The following is a 16,111-nucleotide window of genomic DNA, read 5'->3' as shown; positions in this document are numbered from 1 at the left end:
ACATCCACATCGATGCGTCGATGGGTAGCTGCCACACTCCGGAACGTCTCCCCCCGCCCCTTGTTTTCGTTCATCCATCTAGCAGGAGGAGAATCCCATGGCACTAGACGCAAACGAAACCGGCAACCTGATCGGCAGCGACAAGGTTGAGGGAACTGCCGTCTATGGCGCCGATCGCAACAAGATCGGCTCGATTGAGCGCGTCATGATCGACAAGAAGAGCGGTAGGGTGTCCTACGCCGTGCTCTCCTTCGGCGGCTTTCTCGGCATCGGCGACGACCACTATCCGCTACCCTGGCAATCGCTGAAATACGATACCTCGCTCGGTGGCTACGTCACCGGCGTGACGGAAGCGCAGCTCAAGAGCGCACCGCATTACGGCAACGACAACGCCTGGAACTGGAGCGATCCGACCCGGACCCGCGCCATCAACGACTACTACGGCATCGCGATCTGATCGTGGTAGCTCCTTGGGGTCCGCCGCAGTGGCGGGCTTTTCTTTGCCTGGCAGGCGCGAACGCAGGGCCTGCGTTCGCCTGTCAGCAGAGAACTATTCCTGCTGCCTTGCGTTGTGATCTGCGAAAGGCGGAGCAATGGGAAAATTCTTCTTGATCATTATCGCTGTCAGCGTCGCCGTTTTGCTGGCGATGAGTGCATACGTCATCAGCCTGTGACAGCGATACGGCTTGCCAAACAGTTCGATCAAACAGCGCCCGGCGTGGAATCGGCCACTGGTCAGCCAAAAAGCAGGCCCCGGCGCCTCTCGGGGGCAAGATCGCGCCAGAGCCTGAAGGGTAGCCGCGTGTTCAAAAACACGATTGCATAATTTTCCCGACCAAGAATCGTTCCCCGCCCGAACGTTACTTCTTCATGGTTCCTGCGGGAGAAAGTAGCATCGCCCTTCTTGTCCACGGCGCCTGCAGTCCCCGCGCCCTGCGTGCTGGCGTCCTGGATGAAGACCTGGAATTGCTGGTCGTGTTGCCCGTTGCGCCGTTCTTCATGGCGACTCCGCCGGTAGCGGCACCTCGGGTGCGCAAGTTTGTCGCAGGGCGGCATCAACTGAGCGAGCAACCGCGCGGACGAGCGGTGACGGTTCTTCGAGCCCGGCAAGGTTTTCAATTAACCATTAATTCGCCGACGACGATGGCAAGATGGATTCATGGCCGGGGAGACGGCCGAGGAAAACCCGATATAAGCCGTTAGGCTCATTGCGCAGCGCACCGCCGGTGATAGGCACAACTGCGATGATTACCGTATCCTTACTACCAATACACACGGACGGCGGGTGCTGCGGGCATCTGGCGCTCCCGCGCCCTCTTTCTTTTTTGAGGGAACCCGTTAGCATGACCCGGCAAGCCGCGGGGACGCGAGCATACACCCATTTGTCATTCGCCCGAGAAGCAGGCGCTCGAGTATTCCAGAGACCGCAGTGATGGAAACGACAGGTCGCGGCGTAGTGGCTACCCCGCAAGTGCGGGGTGTGACCATTTCTTGTGGGGCCATGCTGCTTCTCTTCCTCGTGATCCTGATTCCGGCCTCGCCTGCATTCGCCGAGCCGTGCAGCAAGCCGACGGCGCGCTCCAAGATTGCCGAGACGCTCCGCCTCGCCTCGGAGCAGCGGCCTGTCAATCTCACGTTTCGCACTGGCGCCGACGGCGTGAAACTATCGATCGGCCTCAAGACGAAATATCCCGACGATATGACCATCATCCTGCAGAGTGACTTCGAGCAGTTGAACGTAAAGGATGACCGCTTCGATGTCCTGCTGCGATTGCGGGGGGCTCGGGAACGGGTCACCGTCCCCTTCAATGCAATCAAATCATTCTGGGATAAGTCCGAGTTGAAGTGCTCCGACGGCTGATGCCTCACTCCGGCGTCGCGCGCCGGATCAGGGCGCAGAGCCCTGTCATCCGCGCGATCGGATGTTCGACGAACAGGCGGCAGGAGACGAGTGCGGGTTTGAGCGTATCCGGCGGCGGCGCCGGCTTCAGTTGCTTTGCGAGAGTCGCACCATGCGCGCGCCCGAGCGCGCGAGTCGAAAGCGTCAGCGCGTTCAGCCGCCCTTCCCACTGCAGTGGCGCCAGCATTGTTCGCACCAGCGCCAGATAGGACGGCCAGTACGCCAGGTGCCGGTACATACTCGCAATCAGTTGCGGTTCGGTGTCCTCTCCAAAGGAATTCAATTCGGCGACCAGCGCCGCCACCTCGGGGTCCAGCGCCTCCATCGGCGGCAGCTCCGGAATTTTTGTGCCGGGCGCCGTTGGCGCCATATCGACGGCCGTCACAGCATCGGCCGGGGGCGGCTCGTAATGCGCCAGCAACGCCGAGAGCACGACGAGCGCGAGCGCATTGGTATATTGATAGCTGTCGAGCACGTCACGAATCAGTGCGCGTTCGGCCTCGTCCACACCGGCGGCAAGCAAGGTGTCGATGGAGAAGCCAGGCCAATCCGGCAGCGCGATCGTTCGCCTGACGGCTTCGGCGTGCAATGGCGCGTCACCGAGATAGAGCGGTCGCACGGTCGCCCACGTCCATTCCAGCGCACCCGGCATGGTCGCGAGGTTGCGCCAGATCAGGTTGACCACGCTGGTGCCGAGCACCTTGCGGATGTCGGCATAGATGTCTGCGATTTCGCCTCTCGCTTCGGATTCGAGAACCGACGGAACGCTCTCAGCCATTGCTGTCATTTCATGTGAATTTGGCTTCCGCTATGCCCAAACCGTCGAGCTCCATTTTGACGGCGTCGCCCTGGTCGAGCCACACGGTTTTCACGAGGCTGCCGGTGAGAACGATCTGCCCGGCATGCAGCCCCACGCCCTCTTCGGCGAGATGGTTGGCAAGCCAGGCCAGCGCGTTGTGGGGGTCGCCGAGCACGTCGGCGCCGGTGCCGCGGCCGGCCTCCTTGCCGTTGACAACGGCACGGCCCTTGGCCTTGAGCAGGTCCGGCGCCTTGGTGCGCGCCACCGCTTTGCCGAGCACGCAGCCGGCGGCGAAGAAATCGTCCGCGACCAGCGTCGGCGCGCCCATCGTCTCCCATTTGACGTACCGGTCGTCGACGATCTCGATTGCTGGGTGATACGCCTCGATTGCCTCCATCACCCACTCCGCGGTGAACGGGGCTTCTGACGGCGCGAGGCTACGTGCCAGCCGCACCGCGATCTCGCATTCGACGCCGACGCGGACGTAATCGCCGAAGCGCAGCTTGGCGCCGGAGTCATGCACGCCCTTGGCGAACACGCCACCGCCGCAAGGATGGGGAATGTCGAGATATTCCTGCATCACCGGACTGGTGCAGCCGATCTTGTAGCCGACCAGCGCGCCGGTCTGCGGCAGCAGCAGATCGTGGACGGCGCGTTGGATCTGATAGCCTTCGGCTTCATCGGCAGGCGCTAGCTCAGGCGGCAGCGCGGCCAGCGGCGCGCGATTGCGGCGGGCGGTAGCGATGTTCTGTGCGGCCGCGAGAATCTTGTCCATCAGCGGCGGCTTTCATGGTTGCAGCCTGCAGCGCTGACCGCCCGTCGCGGTCAGCCGCCAGGCCCTGTCCTACTCGTCCCGATAAACCTTCTCGCGCTTCTCGTGACGTTCCTGCGCTTCCACCGACAGCGTTGCAATGGGGCGAGCCTCCAGCCGCTTGAGCGAGATCGGTTCACCGGTCTCCTCGCAATAGCCGTAGGTGTTGTCCTCGATGCGTTGCAGCGCCGCGTCGATCTTGGAGATCAATTTGCGCTGGCGGTCGCGGGCGCGCAGTTCGATGGCGCGATCGGTTTCGGAAGAGGCGCGATCAGCGAGATCCGGATGATTGACGTTCTCTTCCTGAAGGGTCTGCAGAGTGATCTTCGATTCCCTCAGGATCTCGTCCTTCCACGCCAGCAGCTTGGCGCGAAAATACTCGCGCTGGCGGTCGTTCATGAAAGGCTCTTTTTCGGAGGGTCGATAATTCTTCAACTTTTCCAAGGCCAGCCCATCTTCACGTGCAAGGCGGGGCGGAAAATTGTCCGTCCGCGCGGGCCTTATATAGCGGCGGGTTGTGACAGACAATATAGGCCGTCTCCTTGGGGGTACCTCCCCCAAGGCCTTGCACAGGCAAAGTTATCGGGACCACCTAGCGCCTAGTAGCCGACCGTGAAGCGCTGGCGGATATGGGCGGGACGCTCGATCTCGTCGGCGAGTGCAACTGCGAAATCCTCGAAGGAAATCGAACTTTTGCCGTCGGCAGCGGTCAAAAGCTGGTCGGTCCCGAGACGGAACTTGCCAGTTCGCTCGCCGGCGGTGAATAGGGCGGAGGGCGACAGGAAGGTCCAGTTGAGTTCCTTCTCGGCTCGGAGCAGATCGAGGAAGGCGGCGCCCTTCTCGGCTTCCGCCTTGTATGCCACGGGAAAACCCGGGGTGGTGACCAGCCGAACGCCCGGGGCCACTTCAAGACTGCCGGCGCCCCCGACCACGAGGTAACGGCCGACCTTCGAATCCTTGGCAGCGCCGATCAGCTTGGCCGGGTCGCTGGCGAGAAAGTGGATCGAGCTGATCGCGGCATCATGACCGGCGAGCAGCCGGGCCAGTTCCGCTTGGTCCATGGCATCGCCCGCGGTGGGCGTCACGTTGGCCTGGGCGGCGATCTTTTCGGGATGGCGAGCGATGGCGGTCACAGTGTGGCCGCGGCGGGCGAGTTCGGCTGTGATGCGCGAACCGGCATTGCCGGACGCCCCGATGACGGCGATTTTCATGGAGGTCTCCCTGCGAGTTGATGGATATGGTATCCAATGGTGACTAGATAGCGAAATGAATGTAAGTGTTAAGAGAGCACTTTTGGGTCACCTGATTACGCCGGAGTAACCGCCGTGAAAGCCAGCGCCAAAACCCCGAACGCCTATTCGGCTCAATGCCCGACGCGGCAGATTCTCGATCGCGTCGGTGACAAATGGGCCGTACTCATCCTGCTTCTCATCAGGCACGAGCCGATGCGTTTCAATGCGTTACGCCGCACCATTGAAGGCATCTCGCAGAAGATGCTGAGCCAGGTTCTCAAATCGCTCGAACGCGACGGATTAATCAAACGCCGCGCGATCGCGACCGTGCCGGTCACGGTGGAGTATTCGATCACACCGCTCGGCGCGACGCTCGCCGACGCGGTCGATCCGTTGCGGGACTGGGCGGAGAAGAACCTGAAGGAGGTGCTGAACGCGCAGCGCCGTTACGACGCGGCGCGCAAGGATATGGCGGCGTGAATCAATCCACCGCCGTCATGCCTCGCTTCAAGCGGGGCATCCAATACGTCGCGGCCTTTCGGTCGAGCACGAACGTCTCTGGAATAATGGGTTGCCCGGCCAGCCCGGAAATGACATCAGGAGCTAGAACCGCCCGGCCTTCGCCAGTTCGACTTCAACGCGCAGCTCGATCTCGGCCAGCACCGCATCGAGGCCGGGATCGCCGGAGGACGACTTCAGATTGGCAGCGGCATCGCGCAGCCGGTTCACCGTAGAAGCATCGAGATTGCCGGAGAGCAAGCCGATCTTGAGCTCGTCGAGCACGTCGAGCGCGCCCCTGCCCCGTGCTACCGAACGCTTGCGGCGCTCCGTCGGATCCTCGACACCTTGCAGGGCGAGCAGCGCGTCGATGTTGCCGGCGGCTTTGGGCGCCACAGCCGCGCGCGGCTCCTCGGGCGTGGTCGGCGTCTCCGGCAGCGAGAAGCCGGTCGAACTGGTTCGCCGCGTATGACTTGCGGGCGATCCAAGCGTGGTGCCGTTCGGTCCGTAGATGCGCATCGTGGTGATCTCGCCCTGAGAATAGAGCGACCTTCGCCTTCTTATGGTTAATGACGCGTAAACGGCCCGGCAAAATCTGCCGACATGCGGCAGTTTCGCCCATCGTGGTGAAGCCGCCGCGACCTCGCGCCTCCGACGAAGACCCAGCAATATCAATGCATTGCATCGGAAATGCGGTGTGGCACGGCGCTCGCATAGTTAATGCCGGACCGTCGTCATGGGAGTGGCGCCTGCGGTCCGGTGGAAGACCTCGAGGGGAGCACAGGATGCCCGGCATCCGTTCGGCAAGAGTAATTTGGGTGGCCTGCGCCGCGCTGCTGGCGCTGGCGCTATCGCCCTCGTCCGCGGGCGCGACGTCGCGGATCAAGGATCTCGCCAATATCGAAGGCGTGCGACAGAACCAGTTGATCGGTTACGGCCTCGTCGTCGGCCTCAACGGCACCGGCGACACGCTGAACAACATCCCCTTCACCAAGCAGTCGCTGCAGGCGATGCTGGAGCGCATGGGCGTCAACATCCGCGGCGCCACCATCCGCACCGGCAACGTCGCCGCCGTCATGGTCACCGGCAATCTGCCGGCCTTCGGCACCCAGGGCACGCGGATGGACGTCACGGTCTCCGCGCTCGGCGACGCCAAGAATCTGCAGGGCGGCACCCTGCTCGTCACCCCCCTGCTCGGCGCCGACGGCAACGTCTATGCGGTAGCCCAGGGCTCGCTGGCGATCTCGGGTTTCCAGGCCGAAGGCGAAGCCGCCAAGATCGTGCGCGGCGTGCCCACCGTCGGCCGCATCGCCAACGGCGCCATCATCGAGCGCGAGATCGAATTCGCGCTCAATCGCCTGCCGAATGTGCGGCTCGCGCTGCGCAACGCCGACTTCACCACCGCCAAACGCATCGCGGCGGCCGTCAACGACTTCCTCGGCGTCAAGACTGCCGAGCCGATCGACCCCTCCACGGTGCAGTTGGCGATCCCCGCCGAATTCAAGGGCAACGTCGTCGCCTTTCTTACCGAGATCGAGCAATTGCAGGTCGACCCCGATCTCGCCGCCAAGATCGTCATAGACGAACGTTCCGGCATCATCGTGATGGGGCGGGACGTTCGCGTCGCCACCGTGGCGGTGGCGCAAGGCAATCTTACCGTGACAATTTCCGAAAGCCCGCAGGTCAGCCAGCCCAATCCGCTGTCGCGCGGCCGAACTGTCGTCACGCCGCGCACCGGCGTCAGCGTCTCCGAGGACGGCAAGAAATTCGCGGTCGTGAAGGACGGCGTCTCGCTGCAGCAACTCGTCGACGGCCTAAATGGTCTCGGCATCGGCCCACGCGACCTGATCGGCATCCTGCAGGCGATCAAGGCCGCCGGCGCGATCCAGGCCGATATCGAGGTGATGTGATGAACGGCATCGCCAATCCCTACGACAAGACCTCGCTGATCAACGGCCGCAAGGACCCGCTGCTTGCCGACGCCCTGACCAAGATTTCGCCGGAAGCGCAGAAAAAGACGCGCGCCAAGGCCGAGGAGTTCGAGGCGATGTTCCTCAACACGATGTTTTCGCAGATGACCACCGGCGTCAAAGGCGAAGGGCCGTTCGGTGACACGACCGGCACCGGCGTCTGGCGCTCGATGCTGACGGATGAGTATTCGAAATCCTTCGCCAAGTCCGGCGGCATCGGTATCTCCAACGATGTCTTCCGCACCTTGATCCTCCAGCAAGCCAACCGCGTCGGCTGATCCAAAGGAACCCCCCGACATGAATCAGCATCCTCAGGCCAGGCCCGCACCGGCCCCCGCGCCAGCAAGAGCGATCTCCACGCCGACCGAGGCGCGCAAGCTCGCGGAAGAACTGATGGACGTGATGAGCGGCCTGCTCGGCATCATCGAGCGCGAAACCGAACTGGTTCGCGCCGGCAACGTGCGCGAGGCGATACGGCTGGAAGAGCAAAAGGGCGAGCTGTCACGCCGCTACATGGTCGCGGTCGAGAATCTGAAGAACGCGCAAAAATATCTGGCGCAGGTATCGCCGGAATTGCTGACGACGTTGCGCCGCCATCACGACACCTTCCGCGCGATGCTGCAGATCAATCTCACCGTGCTTGCGACCGCGCACGCGGTGTCGGAGGGCATCGTGCGCGGCGTCAACGCCGAGATCCAGCGCAAGAACATTCCGAATACCTATACGGCTTCGGGACAACGGGCCGCGCCGGGACCACGCAACATCACCCCGCTCTCGGTCAGCCGTTCGCTGTAAGCGATCGCCGTTTTCGACTATCTACAATTTTCATTAAATTTGCGCGCTCGCGTCAGAGCGGAATTCAGCGTGTTCCCTAACATCACGTTGAGATGTAGAGGGCTATATTGCAACCGACGAGGGGTTGGGATTTGACTCGCAGCAAGCCTGGAGGCTGCCATGAGTACAGATTTCAACATCAAACCGGTGGGGGCACCGGTTGCCGCGCCGATCGTTCAGCACGTGAGCGAGGCGGCACAACATGCGGTCGCAACCGAACTGCCGGCGAGCCAGAGCGTCTCGGCAGTCGACTCAAGCGCGCGCGCCAGCACGGATTCCGCTGCGGTCCGCGTCTCCATTTCAAGTCCTGCAGTATCGAACCAGGTCGTGATCGACCGCGATGCGCGCGCCGTCGTCTATCAGGTAGTCGACGTCAAGACGAGCCAGGTCGTGAAGCAGTTTCCGGAGGAAGCCGTGCTGCGCCGGCGGGCCTATTTCCACACGCTCGACCTGACCAAGGACGCGCCGACGCGGCTTCGCGCAACCGACCGCAAGGCCTGAGCCGATTTCAGCCGGAGCGTGAGGCGTAGGCCTGGTCGAGATAGGTCTGCCCGCTCGACGGATCGGTGACGACGTTCTTGATCTCCGCTTTCCCGAGGGCGGATAGCGTGAACTTGGTGTCGCCGATCCGGAACGAAAGATCCTTGATCAGAACTTCCTGGAACTTGTTTGTGCCGCCGCTCTGGTACTGCACCTTGGCGCGAAAGCCGGTGACGTTCGAGACCGTGAACTTGAACGTCTTGTTATCGGCATATTTCCCGGTCCAGGTGCCTTCGTAGAGCTTGGGATCGACCGCCACGTACGGAGTCTTGGACGGAACGGTCAATCCCACCGCCTTGTAGTTGGCCGATATGATGCTCCAAAGGTCAGCCATCTTGGCCCGCTTCCTCGAACCGGTTAGCCGCGGCCCGAAAGGCCGGCGGCGAGATTGCAATTGATGTCGATCAGCGACTTCAGCTTGGCCGGATCCGGGTTCAATTGCATGTCGACAGTCTGCTTCATCACGAAGACGCCGATGTTCGCGATGTTCTGCCGCACTTCGATCGATTGAGGGTTCTCGTTCGCCTCAACGGCGCTCATGAAGATCGACCATAGCCGACGGTTGAACAGCAATGCATTGTGCATCGCTTTGTCGGGGCCGTTCCAGTTCGACTGAACTTCCTGAAGTTGCCGTGCGGCCTTCAGCAGCGCCTGCGCTTCGATTTCACGGGGAGACGTCGTCGTTTGCGATGTACGCGCGTAGGCTTGGGCTGCATTAGACATTCACTAACCTCGATGGGAGCGGTTGACCGCGGGACTGCAGAAAAACTGCCCAACTTTCATACAGGTTGCGCCTTTAAATATGGTTAGCAAGTGTTACCGATTGTGTCGGTAGTCCGGCAGAAATCCACATTTTCGTCAGCATGCCGGCCATCAGGTTCTGATGGAATTAACATCGAAGCCCAAATTCTCACCTTCGGTACTTTTCTTCATGCCGAGATTTTTCTTCTCGAGCGGAAAAGTTTCGTGACGGATCTGCACGATCGACAGGTTCGAACCCAAGGCTGACGCCTCCGTGCGCAGCAACGTCGAAGCGCTGGCCAGGTTGGCAACGACATTGTTAGTCGCTGCGTTGTCGATGAAGTTGGCGAGACCGACACCGGCCGCGTTGAAGTTGACGCCTGTGCAATTAATTCGTCGGGTCGGAATCTGCTCCGTATTCCTACTGGTCAGGCGCAAGAAAGCCCCGCCAAATGGGCACTATTGGTATGTTCACCATTGGTTAACCATCATCGGGAAGGATGCGAATCTGCCGGCGGGCAATCGACAACGCGCGAAAAGCGTCAAACGGAGAACAGGCATGGCCTTGAAAGTCGAGCTCAAACCGCACGAGCGAATCATCATCGGTGCCTGCGTAGTCACCAATACCGATCAGCGCGCCAGGCTGTTGATCGACGGCGACAGGATTCCGATCCTGCGCGAGAAAGACATTCTCACACCCGGGAGCGCCGACACGCCGGCCAAGCTCGTCTATCTCGCTGTACAGCTCATGTACCTGTCACCGGATCCGATGGCGCACCATCCGACCTATTTCAGCCTCGTGCGCGACATCCTGACCGCGATGCCGAGTGCCTGGCCCTTCATCGAAGGGATCAACAACTTCATTCTGAATGGCGATCTCTACCACGCGCTGAAGGAATCGAAGAAACTGATCAGCCATGAAGAGCAGATCCTGGAAAGCGCCCGGAAATTGCAATCACACGAGCAATCACACGAAGAGCCCGATCGTAAATCCGCATAGCCATCGCATCGCTCAAAAATGGAAAGGCCTCCGCAAGGAGGCCTTTTGCTTTGAAGCGAACAAGTTTTCTTCAGATCGGCAGGAACTTGGTCAGCGTGGTCTGGTAGAGCATCGATGTCGTTTGATACGAGGCCTGCAGACTTGTCTGCAGCGCCAGGATCTTGGTCGCCACTTCGTCCTGGTTGATGCCCTCGATCTGGTCCAGCATGGTCTGCGCCATTCCCTTGAGTTGGGTCTGGCGATCGGTCGAAGCCTTGATGGCATTCTGCGCGCCGGCGAACTCCGCCTGCATATCCTGAATCGATTGCTGGCCGGTCTGCGGCGCCAGGTTTGCCGAAATCCGCTGTTGCAGCGCGTTCACCTGCGCTTTCGAATTTGGGTTGGCGGCATTGGTCGTGACCGCGGCATACACCGCGATGTTCTGCAACTCGTAGCGCAGCGCCTGCTCGTTGGCGCGCGCGCCGTATTGCACCGTGATGGATTGGTCGATGCGCGCGATCGCCGTGCCGCGCGGCGGATCGGTGCCGACTTCGCCGGTGTACCACGAGACGGTGTTGGCGGTTGTGCCGCCGATCAGATTGGTGGCGGTGGCAAACGGCGGACCGTTCACGCGCAGCGGCGCCGGATTTGCGCTCGTCGGGGCGCTGAAGCCCAGCGCCGCGAATGCGGCCGCGTTCGAACTGGAAACAGTCAGGCTCGCGCCGTCACCGCCATGCAGCGCGATCACGCCGCCGGTGACGGTCGACGGGGTACCGGTGCCGGTGATCGAATCGATCTTGGCCAGCAGGGTCTGAACGCTGTCGGTGATATTGAGCTGGTTGCCGGTCGCGCCGGCAGCGACGAAGGTAATCGGCGTGCCGTTGACGGTAATGGTATCGCCCGCTGCAAAGTTTACGGCCAGCGAATCCGTATTCGCAGCGCCGTAAAGCAGCGTGGCGCCAGTAATCGGCGCCGGCACCGTGTCCTTGTTGTTGGCCGTACCTCCAACGACCGTCGCCGATGGATTGAAGAAATTGTTGGAAGCCTCGATCGCCGACGCGGCGACCAGCGCAGTGTCACTCAGCGTCTTGATCGAAGACGTCAACGCAGCCTGGAGGTTCGTAGTCGTCTCGACGGGACCGACACCGATCAGAAACGAGCCGGTAGGCGGTGGATCGGTGGTCGTCGCGGTCAGCGCGATCGACTCCGTGGTGCCGTCGGGCAGGTTGAAGTTGAACGTGATCTTGTCGCCATTGTTCGGATTGACGGCGCCGAGAGCGACGGTGGCCGCCGGCGGCGCGCCGGCCGGCTGCGTCACGGTCGCTCCCGTCAGCGATGAGCTGATTGAACCGAGCTTCAACCCGAACGATGAACCATCCTCGGCCAGGCTGGTCACGGTGGTCATCAACGGCGGCGACGAGACCGTCAGATGCGCCATGTTGCTGACGCCCTGATCGGCCTGGCGGCGTTCGTTGATAAGTTGCTTCAACCCGGCCTGGGTTCCCACACCGTCAAGCATGACGTCGGCCGGCACCGTCGCTGATGTGTCGGTGGTGCGGCCGGAAAACAGATAGCGGTCACCGGTCTGGCTGTTGAGCAGCGACACCGCATTCGAGAACGCCGCCTGCGCCGTGATCTGGCCGGAGGTTTGACCGTTGTCGTTGAGCACGATGGTCGAAGTGCTGGCCGCTTTCTTTACCGACGTGCCGATATCGGCCAATCCCTGCAGCGCAAGGTTGACGACGTTGAGTCTCGTGTTGACGTTGGTTGCGGTGTCCTTGAACGCGTCGATGCTGCTGACCTGCGCGCGCAAACTAAGCGCAAAGCCGCGATTGGCGCCCTGCCCTGCATAGGTCGTCGAGACCCGGCCGCTGGCAAGCTGCTGCGTCAGATCATCGAGTTGCTTGCGGATATTGAGGATCGAGGTCCCGATATAGGACGTCCTGCCGTTAACGCCATCGATCGACATGATACCCTCACATAGCCTGGATCAGCGTGTCGTACATCTGCTTGATGGACGACATTACGCGCGCGTTGGCGGAATAGGCGTTCTGCAGCGCGAGCAGATGCGCCATCTCGTCGTCGATATTGACGCCTGAGGCATCGGTCACCTTCTTCTGCAGGGTGTTCAGCACTACAGACTGACCGTCGGCGAGTTGCTTCGCGGCGGTTGCGGCTTCGCCCTGCTGGCTGATGAACTGCTTGGCGAAGTTGACCAGCGTGCCGGTGAACGGAGCGCCGGTGGTCCCGATGCCGGTCTGCGGCGAATAGCGATAGTTCCCCGACTGCAGTTGCGTGAGAATGAAATCGGAACGCGTGGTGTCGCCCGAAGGCGTCAGCGGGCTGGTGGAAAACACGATGGTGCGCGAGGGATCGCCGAGCAGCCCGAGATTGACGCTGATGCGGCCGGCAAGGCCGGTCTGCTGCGAACCATTGGCGGTGATCGCACCGGAAAACAGGCCGCCATTATCGGTGAACAGTGGAAGCTGAGGGTTGCCGCTGGTGAGCGACGACATGGTCGTTGTGACCGACGCCGCCAGGACGTCGGAGCGGTTTGGCGCGCCATCATCCAGCACGCGCAGGGTCGATCCCGACGGGTTTGAGAACTGCAGATCACTCGACCCGAGTGCGGCGTTGAGCTGGGAGACCACCGACGCCATGCCGCCGGCGAAATTGATGCCGAGCACCTCATCGTTGGGATCGAGGGTCGTAGTATTGCTCAGCGGCAGCACGCTCGGATCGTCGACGCGCACGATCGACAGATTGTGCGTAACACCGGTGGTGTTGTCCTTGTAGGTGACGTGGATGACGTTGCCGGATTGCAGGCCCGTGAGATCGAGATCGTAGCCGGCCTGCGGCAGCACGGACGCCGGAGCAGCGGAACCGGCCGTCGTCTTGTCCGACAGTGCGCTCGCCATCGACGCCGCGAACTGGTCGATCTGCGCCTGCGCCTTCACCAGCGTGTTGTCGCGCAGCTCGAGATAGGCAGCGATCTTGCCCGAACGAATCGAGTTGGTCGACACCAGATCGTAGCTGCCGCCGTGCGGGAAGTTGATGGTGATGGTGCCGACGTTGTTCTTGGTCGGGTCGGGATTGTACAGCGTGTTGGGCGTCACCGTGCCCTGGGGATTGAACGAAAGCTGCGCCGCCTCGGTGCCGACCAGTTGCACGCCGGAATTCGTGAACACGGTCACCTGGTTGAGGTCGTTGACGACGGTTCTGATGTCCATCAGGCTCGACAACTGGGTGATGTACTGGTCGCGCTGGTCCAGCAGCGATGCCGTCGCCGCGTCCGTCTTGCCGTTGTTCTGGAGCTGATTGTTGATGAACGCGATCTGGGCCATCGCGTTGTTCGCCGTGATGATGGAATCGTTGATGCCCATCTCGGCGTTGGCGCGCAGAGCCTGGATTCCCTGTGTCGCCGCATTGAGCGTTTGCGCCATCGTCTGCGCGGCGCTGACGGCGCCGATCCGCGCCGACTGCGAGTCCGGGCTGGTGGACAGGCCCTGAAATGCGGTCAGCAGCTTGTTGAATGCATCCTCGATCGTGCCGGTTTCGGACGGGTTTCCGTAGACGTTCTGCAAATTTTGGAGGTAGGTCGAACGAATATCGGCATAGGCTGCGCCGGAGGTTTCCGTGCGCAGTTGCGTCTGCAAATACTGGTCGAGCTGACGGTCGACGCCGTGGAGCAGAACGCTCGAGCCGTAATCGCCGGTCACGCCGGCGGACTGGATGATCGTTTTCCTGACGTAACCGGGCGTTTCCGCGTTGGCGACGTTCGATCCGACCAGCGAGATCGCGGCTTGCGTCGCGCGCAGGCCGGACATTGCGGTGGAGAGAGCTTGACTCAAACCCATGACTAATTGCCCATCTCAAATCGCATCGTGAGCGTCGCGGCAAACTATCGCAGCACGTTCAGGAGATCCTGCACCATCGTGTTGGAAGTCGTGATCACCTTGGTGTTGGCCGAGTACGCCTGCTGAGTGACGATCAGCTTGGTAAACTCGTCGGCGATGTCGGTGTTGGATCCTTCCAGCGACGAGCCGACAATGGTTCCGGCCTTGCCGAACAGCGCCTGTCCGGATGCGTCGGTGACTTCGAATGCGCCGCCGTTAACGCGCTTGAGGAAGTTGGTGCCGTTGAAGGTCGCGACCGAGATTTCGGCGAGGTCGAGGTTGCGGCCGTTTGAATAGTTGCCGACGATGCGGCCATTGGTGCCGACGCCGACGGATTGCAACTGGCCGGCCGGGAAGCCGTCCTGCTGGATCTGGTTGACCTGCACGTTGCCGTTGGCGTCCGCGAACTGGGTGACGCCGCCGGTGCCGAAGTTGATGACGGGACTACCCAGCGCGACGCCGTTGACGACGGCATTGGTGAGCTCCACGGACGGAATCGCCGGCGTCATCTGGCCTGAGGCAGAGAAGGTGAAATTGGTGTTGACGTTTTGCCACGCGACCTGAGTGCCGGTTGCGTTGGGATTGACCTGGTAGAACAGGTTCCAGGTGTCGGTATGGCCGGCACCGAGCGAGGCGCTGTCGACCTTGGCCCAACGGAACTGCAGGTTCACCGGAGCGCCCGAGACGTCGTAGGTCGTAACCGCACCACCCGCGATCGACTCGGCGAGGAACGTCGAATTGTCGTTGCCGACGACCTGACCGGTGCCGACGCCACCACCGCCACCGCGCGTTGCCGTCACGGTGCCGGTAAAGCCGAGCGCAGCCCAGGCTGCGGTGTTCGAACTTGAGATCGAGAGATTGAAGGAGGTGCCGGAATGCAGCGTGATCGAGCCGCCGCTGATTGTGGATGCGACTGACGTTCCCTGGAGCACGTCGATCTTGCCCAGCAAGGTGCCGATGCTGGCGTCGACGTCGATCTGGTTGGGGCCGGCGGCGGTGCCCGACGCCATGAAGGTGAGGGTTTGGCCGTTGACCGTGATGGTGTCGCCCGCGACGAAGTTGGTGGAGATCGAGTTGGTGCCGGCCGCGCCGCTGAGCAGGGTCGCGGCGGTATTCGCCACCGACGGCGTCGCTTTGTTGTTCTGGCTGGTGCCACTCCTGGAGGCGTCGGTATAGGGCGCCGCAGGCGTGCCGAGCGCCAGCGGGTTACGTCCGGCGCTGTATGATCCCGGCACGATCAATTCCGATCCGGGAACGGAAACGTCATGCTTGGTGGTCAGCGGATAGCTGGCGAGGTTGGCGCGATAGTCGATCCTGGTGGTTTGCTGCGCCGGCAAAAAGTCGTTCTGGAATCGGAGGACCTGCGGCGAGCTGCCGGATGGGTTGCCGGTGGTCGGGTCGATCGGCACACCCTGCAGGTAATAGCCGGCGCCGTTGACGAGATAGCCGCTTTTGTCGAGCTGGAAGTCGCCGCGGCGGGTATAGCGGTCGACGCCGTCGAACACCGGCGTGCCGTCGGTGAAGTTGCCAGGCTTTTGCACCGCAAAAAAGCCGTTGCCGTTGATCGCCATGAAGGTCGCGACCGAGGCCGTCTGCACGTCGCCCTGCACCGAGTTGGTGGAGCGGGATTGCGTGGTGACGCCGCCCGCGAGTTGTGCGGTCGCTGAGGTCTGCGGAATCAGATCGAGGAAGGAGGTGTCGACGCGCTTGAACGCCGTGGTCTGTGAGTTGGCGATGTTGCCCGAGACGTTTTCCAGCGCGTAGGAGTTGGCGCGGAGGCCGCCGACCGCGGTGGTGAGAGCGCCGAAGATACCCATGACATTTTCTCCAAATTCGATCCGGGCGGCTCGCCGGTGCAGGCCGCGTCGGGAGAAGATGTCGCAAGCGTTGTGCCAAACAGCAAAACCAATA

At 61.9% G+C, this 16,111-nt stretch carries 19 protein-coding genes; 8 read left to right on the top strand and 11 right to left on the bottom strand.

The features are described from left to right. The first annotated feature begins 97 nt into the window (after positions 1-97). Both V1292_RS18955 and V1292_RS18950 read left to right on the top strand, forming a co-directional pair. Positions 98-457, top strand: a complete 360-nt coding sequence (locus tag V1292_RS18955) for a PRC-barrel domain-containing protein (protein ID WP_334374241.1) — start codon at positions 98-100, stop codon at positions 455-457. Positions 458-1,501: 1,044 nt separating this feature from the next. Then, positions 1,502-1,861 (top strand): ClpXP protease specificity-enhancing factor SspB, encoded by a 360-nt coding sequence (locus V1292_RS18950; RefSeq protein WP_334374240.1) that lies wholly within the window; start codon positions 1,502-1,504, stop codon positions 1,859-1,861. Between the two features lie 4 nt (positions 1,862-1,865). On the opposite strand, the gene V1292_RS18945 is transcribed toward V1292_RS18950, so the two are convergent. The 4 genes from V1292_RS18945 to V1292_RS18930 form a co-directional block, all read right to left on the bottom strand. After that, positions 1,866-2,678 (bottom strand): hypothetical protein, encoded by an 813-nt coding sequence (locus V1292_RS18945; RefSeq protein ID WP_334374239.1) that lies wholly within the window; start codon positions 2,676-2,678, stop codon positions 1,866-1,868. A 10-nt stretch (positions 2,679-2,688) separates the two neighbouring features. Next, positions 2,689-3,474 carry a 2-keto-4-pentenoate hydratase gene (locus V1292_RS18940; protein WP_334374238.1) on the bottom strand — a complete coding sequence of 262 codons (786 nt, stop codon included), beginning with the start codon at positions 3,472-3,474 and terminating at the stop codon, positions 2,689-2,691. A gap of 69 nt (positions 3,475-3,543) precedes the next feature. Beyond that, positions 3,544-3,909: an RNA polymerase-binding protein DksA gene (gene dksA / locus V1292_RS18935; RefSeq protein WP_141686941.1), complete on the bottom strand. Its 366-nt coding sequence runs from the start codon at positions 3,907-3,909 to the stop codon at positions 3,544-3,546. Positions 3,910-4,109: 200 nt separating this feature from the next. Next, positions 4,110-4,721 carry an NAD(P)-dependent oxidoreductase gene (locus V1292_RS18930; protein ID WP_334363734.1) on the bottom strand — a complete coding sequence of 204 codons (612 nt, stop codon included), beginning with the start codon at positions 4,719-4,721 and terminating at the stop codon, positions 4,110-4,112. 114 nt (positions 4,722-4,835) lie between these two features. On the opposite strand from V1292_RS18930, the gene V1292_RS18925 reads away from it, so the two are divergent. Continuing rightward, positions 4,836-5,222: a winged helix-turn-helix transcriptional regulator gene (locus V1292_RS18925; RefSeq protein WP_057843965.1), complete on the top strand. Its 387-nt coding sequence runs from the start codon at positions 4,836-4,838 to the stop codon at positions 5,220-5,222. Positions 5,223-5,345: 123 nt separating this feature from the next. Here V1292_RS18925 and V1292_RS18920 read toward each other — a convergent pair whose 3' ends face one another. Further along, complete coding sequence (locus V1292_RS18920) at positions 5,346-5,759, bottom strand: flagellar assembly protein FliX (protein ID WP_028348621.1); 414 nt, start codon at positions 5,757-5,759, stop codon at positions 5,346-5,348. Between the two features lie 266 nt (positions 5,760-6,025). On the opposite strand from V1292_RS18920, the gene V1292_RS18915 reads away from it, so the two are divergent. The 4 genes from V1292_RS18915 (at position 6,026) to V1292_RS18900 (ending at position 8,545) form a co-directional block, all read left to right on the top strand. Continuing rightward, positions 6,026-7,150 carry a flagellar basal body P-ring protein FlgI gene (locus V1292_RS18915; RefSeq protein ID WP_334374237.1) on the top strand — a complete coding sequence of 375 codons (1,125 nt, stop codon included), beginning with the start codon at positions 6,026-6,028 and terminating at the stop codon, positions 7,148-7,150. Further along, complete coding sequence (gene flgJ / locus V1292_RS18910; RefSeq protein WP_334374236.1) at positions 7,150-7,488, top strand: flagellar assembly peptidoglycan hydrolase FlgJ; 339 nt, start codon at positions 7,150-7,152, stop codon at positions 7,486-7,488. Before V1292_RS18915 ends, flgJ begins: the two co-directional genes overlap by 1 nt. A gap of 19 nt (positions 7,489-7,507) precedes the next feature. Continuing rightward, positions 7,508-8,005 (top strand): hypothetical protein, encoded by a 498-nt coding sequence (locus V1292_RS18905; protein ID WP_334363738.1) that lies wholly within the window; start codon positions 7,508-7,510, stop codon positions 8,003-8,005. A gap of 159 nt (positions 8,006-8,164) precedes the next feature. Beyond that, positions 8,165-8,545: a hypothetical protein gene (locus tag V1292_RS18900; RefSeq protein WP_334374235.1), complete on the top strand. Its 381-nt coding sequence runs from the start codon at positions 8,165-8,167 to the stop codon at positions 8,543-8,545. A 7-nt stretch (positions 8,546-8,552) separates the two neighbouring features. On the opposite strand, the gene V1292_RS18895 is transcribed toward V1292_RS18900, so the two are convergent. The 3 genes from V1292_RS18895 to V1292_RS18885 form a co-directional block, all read right to left on the bottom strand. Next, the gene (locus V1292_RS18895; protein ID WP_334374234.1) at positions 8,553-8,918 is read right to left on the bottom strand and encodes a hypothetical protein; all 366 of its coding nucleotides are present in this window, start codon (positions 8,916-8,918) and stop codon (positions 8,553-8,555) included. Positions 8,919-8,941: 23 nt separating this feature from the next. Further along, positions 8,942-9,307, bottom strand: a complete 366-nt coding sequence (flaF, locus tag V1292_RS18890; RefSeq protein WP_334374233.1) for a flagellar biosynthesis regulator FlaF — start codon at positions 9,305-9,307, stop codon at positions 8,942-8,944. A 150-nt stretch (positions 9,308-9,457) separates the two neighbouring features. Continuing rightward, positions 9,458-9,763, bottom strand: coding sequence for a hypothetical protein (locus V1292_RS18885; RefSeq protein ID WP_334374232.1), 306 nt, complete (start codon positions 9,761-9,763; stop codon positions 9,458-9,460). 121 nt (positions 9,764-9,884) lie between these two features. On the opposite strand from V1292_RS18885, the gene flbT reads away from it, so the two are divergent. After that, positions 9,885-10,325, top strand: a complete 441-nt coding sequence (gene flbT, locus V1292_RS18880; protein ID WP_334374231.1) for a flagellar biosynthesis repressor FlbT — start codon at positions 9,885-9,887, stop codon at positions 10,323-10,325. Positions 10,326-10,395: 70 nt separating this feature from the next. Here flbT and V1292_RS18875 read toward each other — a convergent pair whose 3' ends face one another. The 3 genes from V1292_RS18875 to V1292_RS18865 are packed head-to-tail and all read right to left on the bottom strand — an operon-like array spanning position 10,396 to position 16,017. Then, on the bottom strand, positions 10,396-12,273 hold the full coding sequence (locus tag V1292_RS18875; protein WP_334374230.1) for a flagellar protein: 1,878 nt from the start codon (positions 12,271-12,273) through the stop codon (positions 10,396-10,398). 7 nt (positions 12,274-12,280) lie between these two features. Next, complete coding sequence (flgK, locus tag V1292_RS18870; RefSeq protein WP_334374229.1) at positions 12,281-14,161, bottom strand: flagellar hook-associated protein FlgK; 1,881 nt, start codon at positions 14,159-14,161, stop codon at positions 12,281-12,283. 44 nt (positions 14,162-14,205) lie between these two features. Further along, complete coding sequence (locus V1292_RS18865; RefSeq protein ID WP_334374228.1) at positions 14,206-16,017, bottom strand: flagellar hook-basal body complex protein; 1,812 nt, start codon at positions 16,015-16,017, stop codon at positions 14,206-14,208. Between the last annotated feature and the right edge of the window lie 94 nt (positions 16,018-16,111).

Origin of the sequence: Bradyrhizobium sp. AZCC 1719 (assembly GCF_036924525.1) — a bacterium.
Classification (GTDB): domain Bacteria; phylum Pseudomonadota; class Alphaproteobacteria; order Rhizobiales; family Xanthobacteraceae; genus Bradyrhizobium.
This window is presented reverse-complemented; position numbering and strand designations above follow the sequence as displayed.

Excerpts from the sequence above, each read along its gene's own strand:
- V1292_RS18955 (WP_334374241.1), top strand. The coding sequence starts at position 98 with ATGGCACTAGACGCAAACGAAACCGGCAACCTGATCGGCAGCGACAAG.
- V1292_RS18950 (WP_334374240.1), top strand. The coding sequence starts at position 1,502 with ATGCTGCTTCTCTTCCTCGTGATCCTGATTCCGGCCTCGCCTGCATTC.
- V1292_RS18945 (WP_334374239.1), bottom strand. The coding sequence starts at position 2,678 with ATGGCTGAGAGCGTTCCGTCGGTTCTCGAATCCGAAGCGAGAGGCGAA.
- V1292_RS18940 (WP_334374238.1), bottom strand. The coding sequence starts at position 3,474 with ATGGACAAGATTCTCGCGGCCGCACAGAACATCGCTACCGCCCGCCGC.
- dksA (WP_141686941.1), bottom strand. The coding sequence starts at position 3,909 with ATGAACGACCGCCAGCGCGAGTATTTTCGCGCCAAGCTGCTGGCGTGG.
- V1292_RS18930 (WP_334363734.1), bottom strand. The coding sequence starts at position 4,721 with ATGAAAATCGCCGTCATCGGGGCGTCCGGCAATGCCGGTTCGCGCATC.
- V1292_RS18920 (WP_028348621.1), bottom strand. The coding sequence starts at position 5,759 with ATGCGCATCTACGGACCGAACGGCACCACGCTTGGATCGCCCGCAAGT.
- V1292_RS18915 (WP_334374237.1), top strand. The coding sequence starts at position 6,026 with ATGCCCGGCATCCGTTCGGCAAGAGTAATTTGGGTGGCCTGCGCCGCG.
- flgJ (WP_334374236.1), top strand. The coding sequence starts at position 7,150 with ATGAACGGCATCGCCAATCCCTACGACAAGACCTCGCTGATCAACGGC.
- V1292_RS18905 (WP_334363738.1), top strand. The coding sequence starts at position 7,508 with ATGAATCAGCATCCTCAGGCCAGGCCCGCACCGGCCCCCGCGCCAGCA.
- V1292_RS18900 (WP_334374235.1), top strand. The coding sequence starts at position 8,165 with ATGAGTACAGATTTCAACATCAAACCGGTGGGGGCACCGGTTGCCGCG.
- V1292_RS18895 (WP_334374234.1), bottom strand. The coding sequence starts at position 8,918 with ATGGCTGACCTTTGGAGCATCATATCGGCCAACTACAAGGCGGTGGGA.
- flaF (WP_334374233.1), bottom strand. The coding sequence starts at position 9,307 with ATGTCTAATGCAGCCCAAGCCTACGCGCGTACATCGCAAACGACGACG.
- flbT (WP_334374231.1), top strand. The coding sequence starts at position 9,885 with ATGGCCTTGAAAGTCGAGCTCAAACCGCACGAGCGAATCATCATCGGT.
- V1292_RS18875 (WP_334374230.1), bottom strand. The coding sequence starts at position 12,273 with ATGTCGATCGATGGCGTTAACGGCAGGACGTCCTATATCGGGACCTCG.
- flgK (WP_334374229.1), bottom strand. The coding sequence starts at position 14,161 with ATGGGTTTGAGTCAAGCTCTCTCCACCGCAATGTCCGGCCTGCGCGCG.
- V1292_RS18865 (WP_334374228.1), bottom strand. The coding sequence starts at position 16,017 with ATGGGTATCTTCGGCGCTCTCACCACCGCGGTCGGCGGCCTCCGCGCC.